The sequence below is a fragment of the Anaeromassilibacillus sp. An250 genome, assembly GCF_002159845.1.
GTDB lineage: Bacteria > Bacillota > Clostridia > Oscillospirales > Acutalibacteraceae > Anaeromassilibacillus > Anaeromassilibacillus stercoravium.
The window spans coordinates 1-16,901 of the sequence record NZ_NFJK01000033.1 but is presented as its reverse complement, the minus strand read 5'-3'; the positions used below and the strand labels follow the sequence as shown (position 1 = coordinate 16,901).

General features: G+C 56.4%; 6 protein-coding genes. 4 read left to right on the top strand and 2 right to left on the bottom strand.

What is annotated here, in order from left to right:
- Window positions 1–118: 118 nt before the first annotated feature.
- Window positions 119–5,203 carry a glycoside hydrolase family 97 catalytic domain-containing protein gene (locus tag B5F54_RS16585; protein WP_087235267.1) on the bottom strand — a complete coding sequence of 1,695 codons (5,085 nt, stop codon included), beginning with the start codon at window positions 5,201–5,203 and terminating at the stop codon, window positions 119–121.
- A 296-nt stretch (window positions 5,204–5,499) separates the two neighbouring features.
- Window positions 5,500–6,963 carry a helix-turn-helix domain-containing protein gene (locus B5F54_RS16580; RefSeq protein WP_087235266.1) on the bottom strand — a complete coding sequence of 488 codons (1,464 nt, stop codon included), beginning with the start codon at window positions 6,961–6,963 and terminating at the stop codon, window positions 5,500–5,502.
- A 649-nt stretch (window positions 6,964–7,612) separates the two neighbouring features.
- On the opposite strand from B5F54_RS16580, the gene B5F54_RS16575 reads away from it, so the two are divergent.
- The 4 genes from B5F54_RS16575 to B5F54_RS16560 form a co-directional block, all read left to right on the top strand.
- Window positions 7,613–8,614 (top strand): DUF4349 domain-containing protein, encoded by a 1,002-nt coding sequence (locus B5F54_RS16575; protein WP_237967218.1) that lies wholly within the window; start codon window positions 7,613–7,615, stop codon window positions 8,612–8,614.
- A 15-nt stretch (window positions 8,615–8,629) separates the two neighbouring features.
- Window positions 8,630–9,889: a serpin family protein gene (locus B5F54_RS16570; RefSeq protein WP_087235264.1), complete on the top strand. Its 1,260-nt coding sequence runs from the start codon at window positions 8,630–8,632 to the stop codon at window positions 9,887–9,889.
- Window positions 9,890–9,939: 50 nt separating this feature from the next.
- Entirely contained in the window at window positions 9,940–10,542 is a 603-nt protein-coding gene (locus B5F54_RS16565) for a hypothetical protein (RefSeq protein WP_087235263.1), read from the top strand.
- 526 nt (window positions 10,543–11,068) lie between these two features.
- The coding region (locus B5F54_RS16560; RefSeq protein ID WP_140400411.1) for a TIM-barrel domain-containing protein at window positions 11,069–16,901 on the top strand (5,833 nt) is incomplete at its 3' end.

The following is a 16,901-nucleotide window of genomic DNA, read 5'->3' as shown; positions in this document are numbered from 1 at the left end:
TTCCCACACGACATCCGGAAAACAGCAGCGAAAAACACAGAAGGACCCAGCCCTAGGAAATCTCCCGGGGCTGGGTCCTTGCAGTTTATCGGGAAGAAGTCTTCCTTTTTATTTTCGATTAGCCAATGGTTACAGCACAATGCTTCGTAGCGTTCTGGCCCGGCAGGGTCGTGTAAACACCCGTGCTCTGGCCCGGCGTGCCGATGGCATAGACTCTGTAGTAGTAGTCGTTGCCGATCTTCGCCACGAACTGCGTCTTGAGCACATCGCCGTTGCCGACCGTGAAGCTCGGCGTCATAGCGTTGCCGTTGACCACCGTCATCTTGAAGCAATACGCCTGGCCGTGCTTCAGCGTGAAGTTGACCGTCGTGTCGGAAACCACATAGGCGTTCGCCGCCACGCTCTGGCCTGCGGAGACAACGCCCGCTGCGCCGTACGCATTGCCAATGTTCGCGGACGTGCTGCCGCTGGAGCTGCCGGCGTTCGAACCGCCGTTGCCCACTTCGACCAAGTTGGCCTTTGCCGCGCGCGCCTGTGCGACCGCGTTATCCACAACAACCTGGCCCTCTTCTGCGTCGAGGGTCTCGTCCGCCAGCAGGGTCTTCAGGTTCGCAATCGAAGCTGCAACCGCTGCATAGCTCGTCGCTGTGTAGTCGGAAGCATCCAGTGCTTCGAGCTCGTTCAGCAGAGCTTCCAGCTCGGTCTTGTCCGCCTTCTTGCGGAGCGCTGCCATGGCCTCGGTCAGCGTCTGCGCCGCCGCGTCGATGGTCGCCTGCGCGTCGTCCTTCGTCAGCGCCTTTGCTGCATCGAGCGCCGCCTGGAAAGCTTCCTGGCCGTCCGGCAGATACTTGCCCTCTGCGATCTCCGCCGCAACTGCTTCCGCCTTCTCGATCAAGTCGTTCAGGCTGTTCCGATCGGAGGCACGCACCAGGCCCTCCGCTGCGTTCAGCAGGCCGTCGTATGCCTTCGTGACATCCGCTTCCAGCGGCTCGCCGTCTGCAATCACTTCTGCTGCCTGCGCCATTGCGTCTGCAAATGCCGCCCAGCTGTCGCTCGTAAAGTCGTCCTCCACCAGGCCGCTCAGCAGGTTATACAGCTCTTCCAGCGCGCTCGCGTCGCCCGCCTGGAAGTCCAGGTAGTGGATGACATTCAGCAGGCCGCTCCAGGCTGCATCGATCTGCGCCTGGGTTGCCGCGTCGTCGGCCAATACCGCTGCCGCCGTGTTGTAAGCCTCCATGAAGGCTTCCTTCGCCGCCGTGACCAGCGAATCGACCGTGCCGTCGTCCACATAGGTCTTCGCGTAGTTGTAAGTCTCTTCCAGGATGCGCTTGTCCGTCACTTCGAAGACGAAGTCCAGAGCAATGGAGCCGTTTTCGACCATCGCCGTGTAGGTGTAGGAATCGCCGCTGATGAGCTGCGGTTCGCCGCCGTTGATGGTCACGGAGCGGAAGTTCTTGCCCGCCACGCGCGGCACAAAGGTCAATTCGACTTCCGTGCCGTCTGCGACGTCCTTCATTTCGAACTTGCCGAGCAGGTCCGCGATCTTTTGCGGTTCGCCGTCCACCGTCAAGGTGACGTCCTTGTTGTTATAGGTTGCTGTCAGGTTCTGCTCCTGCGGCTCTGCTTCGGGATTTGCAACCGCAAACGGCAGGACGGTCGCCTGCTCTGCGCCCTCTGCTTGATACGTGAAGTCCTCGAAGGTGATGTCGGTGTTGACCGTTTGGCCGCCGTTGAGCGCGATCACGCCGATTTTGATATCCTCTGTCGCGGCATTGCCGACGGAATTGCAGGTCTTCTCGTCAATTTTTACCCAGATTGCATTGTCATAGCTGTAATAGGCGGTAAAGGTGGTACCGTTTTTCTCCAGCTTGAGCCATGCGGGAACGTCCTTCTGCTCGTCGGGGAGTGTGGATTCATCATAGCTGCCCTCATAGCGCATGCATTCGAAGATGTTTCCGCCGAGGCGCTCGTGATAGCGGCGCATAGCGCCCATCAGGTGTTTCTCATCGGTGAAGGCCACGAGCCCAGCGGTCTGGAAGGAAGCATAGAGGTCTCCAGTGACCTTGACCGTTACAGTAAAGTTTTCATCCTGCGGGACGCTTACCACCATGTTCTTAATGGCCATGGAGTCCCCGTCCGGTTTACCAACATCGCTTCTCTGGGAGGTGATGGTGACGGAATTTTCCCCGTTCAACCGGATGTTCGCCGGGTCTTCGCGCACGATGCTCCAAAAGTCCTCATTGAGGATAAACGGTTTGGCCGTGACCGTCACCGTGCACTCCGCTTTGACCTCGGGATCCAGTGCGGAGGATGCGGTGATGACTGCGGTGCCCGGCTTCACGGCGGTTACCTTTCCGCCGGAGACCGTTGCAACCGATTCATCGCTGGAGGACCAGACCAGATCTTTGACCAGGGCGTCTTCCGGCAGCAGGGTGGCTTGCAGCGTATCCGACTGTCCCTCTTCCAGAGAGAGTTCCGTACGGTCCAGCACAATGGATTCCAGGGAAGTGGGCTTTTCGCGCAGGATCTTCACAGCACAGCCGCCGCCGGCCTTGACCGGGATGGAAAGCGTATCTTCCTTGGTGACGGTCCTCGCCTCAAAGGCCATGCTGTTTTTATCGCCGGTGCCGTCGCGATAGATCAGGGCATAATACGTGCCGTCGCCCAGGAAATCCAGGGGGAATTCCGCATCACGTGCATCCACGGAGACGCAGGCGCCGTACCAGTCCTCCCCGTCACGGCGCACCATGGTGGTGAAGTCGCCCGGATAGCCGTCGATCAGCTTGGTGTCGTCCCAGACGACCGGCATATTCTGATAGAAGGAGTACGCCGGGCTGCTGCGGTAGTCTTCAATGCTGCTGGCTAGGCAGTGCATGCCGCTCTGCACGAGCACGGACAAGGCCAGCTGGAAGCCCGTCGTCGTCTGGTTGCTTCCACGAGGATAGATCTGTTCGGTGACGTCCGCCGGGCCGATGGCTGCGCGGGTGAACGGGATCACGGAATACTGGAATGGCGTGAGGGAGTGCTCTTCGCCGCGGATGGCTTCACGCGTGAGCACGTTCGGATAGGTGCGGACCTCACCGCTGGGCTTATTCGCGCCGTGGGCGTTGACGATCAGGCCGTATTTCGCGCAGTCCTTGTAGATATCCTCATAGAGCTGCATCCGGTCCTGCGCCTCGCTGTCGAAGAAGTCGACCTTGATGCCCTTGATGCCCTTTGCCGCCCACTCCGGCAGGCGCTCCGCGCGCTTCTCCGGCGTGTTCAAATCGTCGCAGATGACCCAGGCGATCAAGCCGACGCCCTTTTCATCCGCATACGCCTGGATCTCGTCGTACCAATCAAAATAGCCCTCGTAGGCATAGCGCTGGCCATCCGGGTTCGGGGCTTCCGGCTGCCAGCCGCGGTCCATAATAAAGTAGTCCCAGCCCATCTCTGCGGCAAAGTCGATGTAGCGCTTGGTTTCCGTCGTGTTGCTCTGCATGTTAAAGCCGCCGACCAACCAGGTCCAGGAGGAAACGCCGGGCTCCACCCAGGAATAGTCGTCCTGCACCTCCGGGTCGGGGTCCGGGCTGAGGTTTTCGACCATGGTGTTCTCTACAATGTCGTCCAGCCCGCCGATGATTGCCGTGCGCCATGGGGAGACAAACGAAGCCTCCGCGTTGATCGGATTCGACCCCTGTTCCAGGGACGGGACAACCTGCAACAGGCCCGTGCCGTCCGCCTTCACCATGGAGCCGGAATAGCCGCCGCTGAGGTCCGCCTCGGTAATCAGGGCAAAGATGTCGTCCGGGGTCTTGACGAGCAGGGGGATGGACTGGTTGCCAGTGACGCTCTCTACCGGGTTTTCGGAGAAGGAACCCTCATAGGAGAATCCGCCGCTGCCGTAGGGCATATGCCAGAGGGTGGAACCCTGCGGGACCTGGAACGCGGTATTTTCCGCGGTAATCTCAAAATCTTCGTCCGAATGGATCGCATAACGGACGGCGATGCCGTCGTCATAGGAGCGGACCGTCACGTCAAACGGGACGCCGTCCTTGGTAAAGGAAATGGTGCGCTCCTGCGCACGGTTGACGTATTCTGCCTTTTTGCGGGAGGGGACGGTGTAGGTTTCGTCGATCTGCTTGATCTCCGAAACGCCGCTGTATTCCAGTCCCTCGGAGAAATCCGCCACGCTGGTTTCCATGCCGAGGGCCGCCCAATCGAGGACGGTTTTGCCCTCCTGCATGGCGATGTAGGACAGGCTGCCCTCAGAGCTCAGCCGCAGGACGGCCTCAATGGAGCCGTTGGGGGAGGGAAGCGTCCAGACGCGACCTTCCACTTCGTCGCCCACGATGAATTCCAGCGATGCGCTGCGGGTGATCCCGTCCAGGGTCGCTTCGCAGGTGATCTGCGCCACGCCGTTTTCGTTGGCTGTTACGACGCCGTCCGCTGAAACGGATGCCACCTCCGGATGGTCGCTGGTGAATACCAGGTCGCCAGGGGCAAAGACGGCGGCGTCCCCGTTCACCAGGGTACCGCTGACAGAGACCGGCACCTGCTCGCCGGGCTGCAACATCTGGTTATCCGCCTGGAGCGAGATGGACTTTAAGTTCTGCAAAATGGATTCGTCCAGCAGCAGCTTGGCGTCCGCCCAAGTGCTGTGGTCGCCCTGCTTGTCGCCGTCCCCGCCGTCCGTGGTGATGAGGGTCAGGGTTTTCGCATCCGCAGGGATGTCCACATGGATGGGGAGGGGGCCGCTGTCCATCTTGCGGACGTCGCTCCGGTAGACCTCTTCACCGTCGATCTCCACCACAAATTCGCAGGAGCTCTTTTCTTTCTTGTCGTTGTTGTCGCCGTCGTGGATGCCGACGACCGCTTCAAACGCTTCGACGCCCATGTTTTCGATCGAATAGGTCAAGCTGGACGGCGCATGGATGCAGATGCCCTTTTCGTAGACGATATGGCCGCCGTTGCCATCCCGGAATTGGATGGGGTTTTCATCCAGGCCTTGGTCCTTTTGGGGTTCCCCCCAAGCGGTTGTCATGTCCGTCCATTGCAGGTCGCTGAGGTAGACGACGCCCTCCTGCTCTTCCACCAGCACTTGGCTGGGCTGCGGAGCAACATCCAGCGTGGCCCCCTGCGCAAACGCGACGGTTGCGCCGGAAGCGGCCATCTGCACAGCCAATAGCATGGCTAGAAGCGCTTTTGCCTTTTTTCCTTTCATGATAACTCCTCTCTCCTTCTCGGCGGGTGACCCCCCCGCTGTTTTTTAGAGTAAATCTCTAAATATATTCAAGAAGATATCTTGATATTTAGAGCATTTTGTTAATTTATTAAAACACAGGATATATTTATATTTTATTACAAATTCGAATTATAAAAGAAATATTTTGAAATTAAAGCGAATGGAAGAGAAGAATCCCCCTCTCCGGGCGATGTGCTGGCCCGGAGAGGGGGATAAAATTTGCTTTGGCATAATGCAGCCCGCCGGATAGGGTTCTGTTTCCCGGCTGGAATGGGTCAAAACATGCGCTCCAACTCCTCCATCTTTTGCCGGAGGAAGGCTTTGGTTTCGGAGACGCTAAAAACGTGGCGGCTGTTTTCCAGATAAGTAAAGAAATCCTCGAAACAGGAGGTTAAAGATTTTTCAAACAAAAGCATAACCCGGAATTGATGGGGGGTATGCTCATAGGAAAAAGCGATGGAGCCATCCCAAAATGCGATCACTTCCAAATGTGCCGGGAAGGGTGTTGGGTTATTGCGCAGCAAGATGCTTTTGAAGGCGGGCGGCTGTTCTTCGCAAAAGCGCCGGAGAAGTTCCCAGCGGTCGCGCGGCTCCAGAGGGGCGTAGATGGAGCTGGGGGTTTGCCGGAAACGCCCGGTACGGCAGAAATAGTCGATGCCTTCCCGTGTGAAAAAGCCGATATAGGCATGCTTTTCTTGTAAAAAAGCCCTCTGCCTATCGCAGTAACCGAGAAACGCTTGGATGATCTCTTCCCGGCCGGGAATATCATAGATGTATTTTTCGAACAGTTCCCGATCCATCGACTGGAGGATGTGCGGGCTACAGGAGCAGACCCAGTGCGGTGCGGCGCACTTTTGGAAAATGTTTTGGTAAAAGCGGATATTATCTGTGACCGTATCCAGAGTGGAGAGCATGAGATTGGCGTTTTTCCGGGCGTCGTTAAAGAGCTTGCGGAAAAAGGCAACATATTCCGCGCCGCGCAGGCATACCGCGTATTTTTGATTATAGGAAAGCTGTAGGGCGCATTCGCTGGTGACAATCAGATAGGGGAGGGAATTGCTGTTTTTAAAATGGGAGGTGATGTTGTCATAATAGTAGTAAGGCTGATAGGATTTGAGGGAGAACATCAGCTCCACGACAGCCCGCAGACAGCCTAAGTTGTAGTGGTTATCCTCCTCTTGCGATTCACTCTCCAGGCAAAGGATGTGCTGCACAGAGCATTCGCGCCCCAAAGTCAATGCGGAGAGGGTGTGGATCAGGAAATCGTAGTCCGGCTGTGCGATGACCAAAATTTCCCCGTTTGGCCGTGCGGTTTCCGCCCCCACCACCGCTTGGACAAGGTTGTTGACCGGAAGGACCCCTGTGCGGACTTCTGAGCATCCGGAAGGAAGGGGCGGGGGTTCCGGAGGAGGAAGCGTTTCAGCAGGTTGCGTGCCCACATATTGGTTGAAAAAATTTAAAAATTCAAGCGTGTGGCGCCTGCGTCGGTAGCGCTCCTCCCCCATGCGTGAAATATCGTAAGCAGCCCTCAGTTCGAAGGCTTGCGTGGGGCTTAGCCGGAGTGCGTCCACAAGGCGGCTCAGGATCTCGGTGCTGGCGGGCAGCCGTTCCCCGTTGATGAATTTGTAGAGGCTGGACCGGTCGATTTTGCTGTTCCGTGCCAAACCGTAGATGGTGAGCTGTCCCTTGTCGATCCTTGGCTGGATCAAGGCTTGTAATTTTTGCGAAAATACCGACATAAATTGTACTTGTTCCTCCTTCCTCTACCTTTTCTTTGCTCGAATAATATCCTTGTTTCCCTTCCTAAAAGGTTCAAAAAAATGGCACAATTTGCTTTATATCCAGTATAACATACTGAAAAAGGCTTTGGTAGCATGCTTTTCCTATAAAATTTGTGAATCAAACCGCTCGGGTTTTGTGAGGAAGCAAAGGGGCAGGCGCTGGCAAAAATATCTGCGGGATACAATCCGGCGGGCGCTTTGCCTCAGGGGTACGCCGGTTTTTGGATAAAACATTCCAAAATCCCGTTAAAATAATGAAAAGACAAAAGGAAGAAAAAGATTTATCCTTTATAAGTACCCCAAAAATCTTCCGGAGGGGAAAAGATGTTTGCCTTGTCCGGCGGGGCGGCCCGATGCTTCCAGATGGGCCGCCGGGGGGGAGCAAACCAATCCGCTTACAAGGACTGTTTGTGAAATACGGGGCTGGGACGGCAATCCGACTGTTCCAGCCCTGTATTTTTTAGAACGGCACGCCTCTTGTTTGGATTCCATTTGTCATCCATTTGTAACCATTTTCTTGAAAAATTTCAGGAAGCCGCCGTGTATTGAGTATGACAGAACAAAGGGGGCGGATACAGAAAGGATAGGAGGGATTTGATTGAAACAGATGAAGCAAAAAGGGATTGCGCTGGCAATCGGGTTGGCCATGCTTTGCAGCGGATGGCTGACCGCGTGCAGCGGGCAGAGCAATGGGACGGACGCGACAGCAGCCGCTGAATCCCCCTCTGCGGAATACGGCGCGATGGATACGGTGGGCGGCGCGATGCCGCAAGCGGCAAATGAGGAAAGCGCCGTGGAGACGGATGCGGGCGCAGGAGGCTTGGATACGGCGGCGCGGCCCACGGACGGCGAAAAACTGATTGAAAACTTATACTATGAGATTGAGACCTTACAGTTTGACGACTCGGTTGAACAAATCCAAAGCTTGTATGAGAGCTTAGGAGGCTATGTGCAGGAGTCCAGCGTCGAGGGCCTTTCCGGGCAGAGCCTGCGCTTTGCGCACTACATCCTGCGGATTCCCCAGGAAAAGGCGGCCCAGCTCAAGGAGCGCACCGCGGAGCTCGGGAATGTCCTGCGGACAGATTCCAGCGTGCAGAATGTCACCGACGAGTATTACGACATTGAAGCCCGCCTCAAAAGCCTGCGCACCCAGGAAGAACGGCTCCTGGCGCTGTTGGAACAATCTGGTTCCCTGGAGGATATTGTGCAGTTGGAACAAGCGCTTTCCGATGTGACCTATGAGATTGAAAAGCTGACAGGCACCCTGCGCAATTATGACTCTTTAATCGAATATATGACCGTCACCATCGACCTACGGGAGGTCACCAGGGAAACCGAAGTCACCCAGGCGCCTGTCACATTGGGGGAACGGATCGCCGCGCAGTTCCATTCCACCATGGCGGGCCTGGGCCAATTCGGGGAGGCCGTCCTAGTTTTTGTGGTGGGCGGCCTGCCGGTCTGGATTCTCCTGGCAGCTGTATGCCTGGCCGTGCTCCTCATTGTGCGGCTTTGGAAGCGTTCCCGCAAAAAAGAGAAAGGGCAACTGCCCGAAACCCATTCCGATGAACCGGAGGAAAATGCAGACAAAGATCCCAATATAAATGAATAAACGGAGGAAACAACAATGAAACGATTCAAGAAAATCACCGCGATGGCGCTGGTATGCGCCCTGTTGATGAGTATGCCGGCGCTGGGCGCGTCAGCAGATACAGAGCCGGTTGCGTCTGTGAACGAACCTACGCTGATCAGCGAGGAGCAGCAGGAGCAAAACTACGCTTCTGCCGCCGCAGATTTCTCCATCAAGCTCTTCCAGAACAGCATGGATTCCCAGAAAAACAGCGTGATTTCCCCGCTCTCGGTTTACCTGGCGTTGGGAATGACCGCCAACGGCGCGGAGGAAAACACGCTCGATCAGTTCGAATCCGTACTGGGGGGCGGCAAGGTCAGCCTGGAGGAGATCAACCGCAACAATGCGAAGCTCCTCTATGGCCTGCGCTCCAATGAGGACCGCAAGCTGCGCATTGCAGATTCCATCTGGTTTGATACAGCAAAAGAGCTGACCGTGAACCAATCCTTCCTCAATACGAACGCCCAATACTATGGCGCGGGCATTTTCCAGCAGGATTTCAAGGAGCCGGGGACATTGGACCGGATCAACGGATGGGTGAGCGACAATACCGAGGGAAAGATCCCCGCGATCCTGGATGAAATGGACCAGGACGCCATCATGTATTTGATCAATACCGTCCTGTTTGAAGCAAACTGGATGGTCCCCTATGACGAGAGCCAGGTGGAGCAGGGGACCTTCCATGCGGCGGGCGGCGACCAAAACGCTACCTTTATGACCTCCAAGGAGACCTATTTGAAGGACGGCGGCGCACAGGGCATGCTGAAATATTTCAGAGACGGCCGCTTGGCGTTGGCCGCAGTGCTGCCCCCGGCGGGACAGAATGTGGAGCAGTATGTCAAGTCTTTGACCGGCGAAAAGTGGCTCTCCCTGATGCAGTCCGCCGGGGTGGAAGAGGCGAACAGCCATCTGCCCAAATTCAAGTTTGAATATGAGAAAAAACTCGCAGAGCCGCTCAAGCAGATGGGCCTGACCGATGCGTTCGACGTGCAGAAGGCGGACTTTACCGAACTCGGCACGTACCAGAACCGCAACATCTCGGTCAATGAAGTGCTGCATAAGGCGTTTATCGAAGTCGACGAAGCGGGCGCAAAAGCCGGCGCCGCAACGGCGGTCGAGATGATTGCACGCATGTCCATGCCGGTCGGCGAGCCGGTGGAGCTCTGGTTTGACCAGCCGTTTGTCTGCGCGATTGTGGATACCGAAACCAACCTGCCGCTGTTTATCGGCACGGTGCAGAATCCGACAGCGGAATAATCCGCGTGCCAGAAGGCGGAAGGGTGGAAAGGCAAAAGGAGGGACGGGCGATGGCAAAGAAAGCGGCAGCGCTATTTTGTGCAGCGTTGTGTGCAGCGGCCCTCGCTGCATGCCGTGCGGAACCGCCGGCAGGGGGCTTTGCCGCTTCCTCGCAGCCGGCCCCTTCCAGCAACGGATCGGAGATCCTAGAGGGGGATGCATCCGAAGCGGAAAATCCCCCTCAAGAGGCCGAACGTTCCGAGGAAGACCAAATGGCCTTGGCAGCGGGCAAAGCGGTCTTTGACTGGATCTATCCGCTGGACAGCGCCTTGAACAGCGATATTGCTTTGATCGCGGTGGATATGACGGCGTTCGATCTCTCAGAGGATGGAAAAGAAGATTTGCTCCAGTATATAGAAGAGCAAAGCGGTTATCCTGCCCGGGAAGCCACAGCGGAGCAATTGGAGGACGAGGGACTCCTGGATGAAGACGGTTTCCAGAATGGAATCCTTCTCACGATGTCCTTATCAATGGAAGGGGAAGACCGTGCCGCCTTTTCTGCCAGCAAGTACCGCAGCTCTTTGGGCGCTGTTGGGACGAACAATGGAACCCTAAAGCGGGATGGGGACACATGGACAATTGACGCAGAGCAAATGGATGTGTGGATTTCCTGATCCAAATAAAATAGATCAAAAAGCCGCCCTGCAAAACTGCCGGGCGGCTTTTTGTGGCACAATGGCAGCCCAGAAAGGCCAGAGCAAGAAATCCTTCTACTGTAACTGTGTGGTCAAATTTTGCTCGTTTAAAATAAAATCGCAATATAGTTTAGGACACCACAATTTATTCCATTGACAAGGATTTCCATTTAAGATATCATAAACATGTATCTGAAATTACGCATAATTTGAGGGAAATATTGTGGATATTCTATTGCGGATCAGCTGGATGTGCAGACTTTTTCGACTGTAGCAAAGTGGATTCACAATAGTGCTCCTTCTGATTCCGGAAAGGAGGGGATAACGGCTGAAGCGCACAGGTTACGCTGCCGCCATGAAAGAGAGCTTTGTCCCACTCATTTGGGGCAGGGCGGCGGTTGCCGCCCACAAAAAACGGTGAAATGGGACTCCTGTTTCACCGGATGAACCGTTTGGATGTTTTAACGACCATCCAAAGATTGTCCAAAAGGGAGAGAAACAAGGTATGAAAAGGAAAAAGAACCGGATCTTAAGCCTGGTGCTGTGCGCATCCATCGTTTTGTCCGGCGGCGCACCGATGACGTTTGCATCCGCAGCGGATGAGAATGTCGCGGTTGCTGCTCAGGTGAACGAGAATGGGTATACATCAGAAATCATCGGCAGAGTGCGCGTTCAGGTCCTGTCCCCGACGGTTGTGCGTCTGGAAGAACAGGGGCCGGAAGGGTTTGAGGACCGCGAAACCTTCCATATTGCCAACCGTGACAATTGGGAAGGGACGGGAGTTACCCGCGAAGATGTGGGCGGCAGCGTCATCCTGAGCACCAGCGCGTTTGACATCACTGTTCCCGCGGATGCGCAGGACATCACCGGCATCACCATTTCCGACAAAGAGGGCAACCTCCTGTGGAAATATAAGGGCATGCCGGGCAGCAAGGTCTATTTGCCCGATCCAGGCGAGGAAGTGTATGCCTGGGAGATGAGCGATACCCCGCGTATGACCGTGCCGGAGTGGGGCTTTACACCGCAGCCGGCGGAAAACACGGAAAACGTGGACACCAACGGCTTTGATACAAACAACGACGCCCCGGATATGTACGTCTTCCTGCCGCAGGGCGACGGCGTACAGCTCCGCAAGGACTTTAACAAGCTGACCGGCCAGACCGAGATGCTTCCGCTTTCGGCCCTTGGCGCATGGGACAGCCGCTATTATGCAAACACCCAGGAACAGGCGTTGCAGCAGATCAAGGATTATCACGTGACCTATCAGGTCCCGCTGGACAATCTCGTCATCGATACCGACTGGCGCAAGAGCATCGGAACCAGCGGCACCGGTTATGAGATCAACACCGATCTGTTCCCGGATATGGTAGGCTTCCTCCAGGATGCAAACGACATGGGCGTCAACGTCATGTTCAACGACCATCCGGAGCCGACCAGGGACGATGGGACAGGCGAGGAACGCATCGCCATCGATTCGGATGAAGTGAAGTTCCGCTTTGATAACCTGACCCACATTTTGGATCTGGGACTTGAGGGCTGGTGGTACGACCGCAACTGGTCCACGACCATCAAAGCGCCGGAGGGCTTCACCCATGAGGCGATCGGTGCCTCCATCTATTCGTATGCACAGAAGGCTGTGTATCCGGACGAGCGTTTGTTCATGATGAGCAACGTCGACGGCAGCTCCAACGGCGCCGACATCGGCGCGCCGGATGTTGCGCAGCACCGCTACGGCATCACCTGGACCGGCGACACCGTCGGCCACCAGGAGACATTGCAGGATGAGCTGGAATTCACCGTACAGTACGGTGCAATCGCCGGCCTGCCGTACATTTCCTCCGATATCGGTAGCCATATGACCAATACCGACAACATGACGGCGGATGAGTACGTCAAATGGATGCAGTATGGCACGCTGTCCCCGATCTACCGCCCGCACTGCACTTGGGTTGGTTCCGCGGACGAGGGCCGTATGCCTTGGCTGAAGGGCGAGGATGCGTTGAACATTATCCGCGATTATGTCAACCTGCGCTATCGCCTGCTTCCGACCTACTACAACCTGTCCCATGAGAACTATGAGACCGGTATGCCGTTGGTCAGAAGACTGGACTTCGAATATCCCAAGTATGAGAGCGCTGCCAGAAATGACCAGTACCTGCTCGGCGAGGATATCCTGATTGCGCCCACCATCACCGATACCGAGGGCGGCGATCCAGCGGTTCCCGCAGCATGGCTGAAGACCCCGGACGGGGAGCAGGGTTTGAAGGCAGAGTTCTTCAACAACAAAAATCTGGAAGGCGAGCCGGTTGCAGTCAAGACGGTTGACAACATCAACTTCGACTGGGGCAAGGATTCCCCGGCGTTCGGCGTGAACGACGGCGATTTCAGCATCCGCTTCACTGGCAAGATCACCATCGGCGACCAGGACGTCCAGCTCCAGACCTACAGTGACGACGGCGCCCGTATCTTTATCAACGACGAGATGTTTGTCGATTCCTGGAAAGATCAGGGGCCCACTGCGCTGGCGTCCGAGGGCATCTTGAAGGCCGGCAAAACGTATGACCTGCGCTTCGAGTACTATGACGGAGAGAACGAGGCTGTCTGCAAGATGCAGTACATCCCGCAGGGCGAAAAGGTAGAGGATACTTGCACGCGCACCGTGTGGATCCCGGAAGGCGAATGGATTGACGCATTCTCCGGCGAGACCATCTATGGCCCGCGCAGCATCGAAGTAGAGGCCCCCATCAGCGAGACCCCGATGTACATCCGCAAGGGCTCCGTTATCCCGCTGGCCGACGAGATGATGACCACGAAGGAGAAGGATTGGAGCCATATGACGCTGGACGTTTATCCGTCCACCCGTCAGAGCGATACCACGACCCTCTATGAGGACGACACCATTTCCAACGATTATCAGGAAGGCAAGTTCCGCACCACCGAGCTCTCCACGAAGTTTGTGGACGGCAAGGTTTTCATCGTCATCGGTGCGGCAAACGGAACCTTTGACGGCGACCGGTGCTTCAACGACCGCAGCTGGACCGTGCGCATCCATCAGCCGGAGGGCTGGGGCGAGCTGCAGAGCGTGAGCAACGGCACAGACGATCTCTCCTTCACGAAGGTGGAGCAGGATACCGACGCAATGCCGATGGAAGTGGAAGGCGGCGCAGCGGACGGCGTGGTTTACGAAGTCGAAGTCTCCGGCAACGTCTATGAGGCGATGCAGCTGGTTGCTACCTTCGAAAACCCGGTTGACCCGGAAGTCCCGGACCTCGACTACGACGAGCCGCAGACTTACGAAGGCTATAAGCAGCCCGTGAAGCGCACCATCGACGTCAGCGACGAAATGCCGTATGTTGTGGATCTGACTTCCCTGGGCAACCTGGATTGGGTACAGCCGAACGTCAACGATTACAGAGAGACCGTGCGGAAGGATACCACCACCCCGCAGATCACCTTCCTCAAGCAGTATGCCCGCAGTTTAGCCGGCTTTACCGACTATTGCACAACCTTCAGCTATTCGGACGGCCTGCCGATCCAGAATGTAGAAGCAACCCGCAATGGTTCGGTTATCTTTGATACCGGGGCCAGCTTCCAATTTACCGTGCAGGCGACCGAGCAGCCGAAACAGTTGATCCTATTCATCGGCGGATGGAAGAGCCAGGCGAAACTGGAAGTCTTCGATAAATCCGCGGATACAACCGTATGGACAGACGAATTTGGCGATGACAATCAGTCTTATTACCGCATGGTTACCATCGACATGACCTCGGATACCGGCACGGATCTGGTGGTTCGTTACACAAAGACGGCTGATGGAACCCAGGACGGAAATATCACCTTCGCAGCGGCAGCGCTCCGCGACCCGAACGCAGAACCCGGCGAAGAGGACAATAAGGCAGTGGAACGCACGGTTGAAGTGACGCCTGAGTATCCGGCGAAAGTAAACCTGACCGAAGAGGGCAACCTGGACTGGATCCACCTTGGCCAGGCATCGACCTCTATCATCAACCGCAAAGCAGTCGAGGAAAAGCAGCTGGTTCTGACAAATTCTGCTGACCTCATCGACTTTGACGATCATCCGACAGCATTCAGCTGGACGGACGGCTCCCCGGATAAGGAAGCAACCGATCTGATCACCGGTTTGCAGCAGAGCAAGCTGGGCAGCGACTTTACCTTGCAGGTGAAGGCAGGCCCGCAGGAAAAGACCTTGAAGCTCTATATCGGTGGATGGAAGGGCGCAGGCCGGTTGACGGTTTACGACGCTTCCGGCGTGACGGAGAACCAGGTCTATGAATTCGAAAACATGGACACCAACTTCTACCGCACGGTTACCATCAACCTGAAAGCGGAAACTGAGTGCACGCTGTATGTGCGCTATGAACTGATTGCACAGAACGGCGGCAACATCTCCTTTGTGGCCGCAACCTTGAATGGGCCTGAGCAGGAGGCAAACGTGGATCTTGGCCTGGAAGCACCGGAGACGGTTGCAGCGGGCAGCGAGTTTGAAGTGAAGGGCACGATCGGCGGCCTGGATACGCTGGAAAGCCCAGTGGCAGGCTTGCAGATGATCATGACGTATCCGGAAGGCATGACCTGCACAGAGGTTACGCCGAACGAGGCGATCAAGGACGAGATGTCCTATAGCATCCATGACGATGTATTGGAAGTAAACTTTGGATACATCTCTGGGGATCTCGAAGCGGGCCTGCCGGCGGACCTGGACAGCCTGTTCACGGCGAAGTTTACCACATCCGCAGATATGGCGGAAGGCGATTACACGTTTGGCTTGAAAGACATCGTGCTGAGCGATTGGAACGGCGAAGAGGTCCCGTATACCGCAGAAGGCGCATCCGTACATGTGACGGAACTGCCGAAGGAACCGCAGCTGCTGACGGTACAGTGGAGCGGCAACGCATCCATGAGCGTCGAGGGCAATGCGGAGGAAATCATCTCCACAGATGCGATCTATGGCGCGAAGGTACAGCCGGGCGAAGAGCTGACCTTCACCTTCACCCCGACGGACGGCGCGTTCTCCGGAGCGCAGCTCAACGGCGAGGACATCGAGTTTGCAGCGGACGGCTGCACGTACACCTTCACGATGCCGGGCGAGAGCACGACCCTGCGCTTCACGTTCACAAGCGTGGATAAGAGCATCTTGGGTATCGTATTGGAAGAGGCCAACGCTGTGCCGCAGGACGTGATCGACAGCCTGGTGCCGTCTGCTAAGGAATTCTTCGAGAATGCCCTGGCAAAGGCACAGGAAGTCTATGAAGATGCAGCCGCAACCGAAGAAGAAGTCAAAGAGGCTTGGAGCGACCTGCTGGATGCAATGCACCTGTTGGAATTCGAAGCGGGCGATAAGGAAACCCTGCTGCCGCTGATCAACATTGCAGAGCAGCTGAAAGACATGCTGGATCAGTTCAAGCCGGGCACGACCGAGGGCTTCGAGGAAGCGCTCGACGCGGCGAAGGACGTGTATGCAGAGGAAGACGCCCTGAAGGCGGACGTAGACGAGGCATATGACAACTTGCAGGCAGCGATCGACAAGCTGGAAATGCGTGCGGATATGTCCATCCTCCAGAACACGGTGGACAAGGCGAACAGCCTTGACCTGAACCTCTACATCGACGACGAAGCCATGGCGGCCTTCGAGAAGGTGCTGGCAGAGGCGAAAGAACTGCTTCTGAATGCAGACGCAGCGCAGGCCGATGTGGATGCAAAGGCAGTGGAGCTGTCCAATGCAATGGCAGCCCTGCGCAAGATCCCGAACAAGGATGAGCTGAACAAGCTGATCGCGGAGATGGAGCAGAAGGATCTGGACGGCTACACCGACCGCAGCGTGGCAGCCTTTAAGGCGGCATTGAGCGTTGCGAAGACGGTTGCCGCGGATGCAAATGCAGACGAGCAGGCGGTCGCAAAGGCATATACCAACCTGGAAGCTGCCGCGAATAACCTGGTCAAGGCGGAGAAGCCGGGCACGGGCAACAGCGGCAAGGGCAGCACGTCTGCCAATGTTGGCAACGCATATGGCGCAGCGGGGGTTGTATCCGCAGCGCAGGGCGTGACCAGCCAGAAGGCGTATGTGGTTTCCGACACGACGGTCAACTTCAATCTGAAGAGAGGCAGCGCATACTGCTTCAAGATGACGGTAGTCAACGGCAACGCCATGACGCCGAGCTTCACGGTCGGCAATGGCGAAGTGCTGAAGACGCAGTTCGTGGCGAAGATCGGCAACGACTACTATTACAGAGTCTATGCAACCGGCACGCCGGGCCAGAGCACGGGCGTTTACACCACCCTGCCGGGCCAGAACGCGGTCAAGCATTGCACAGTTACGA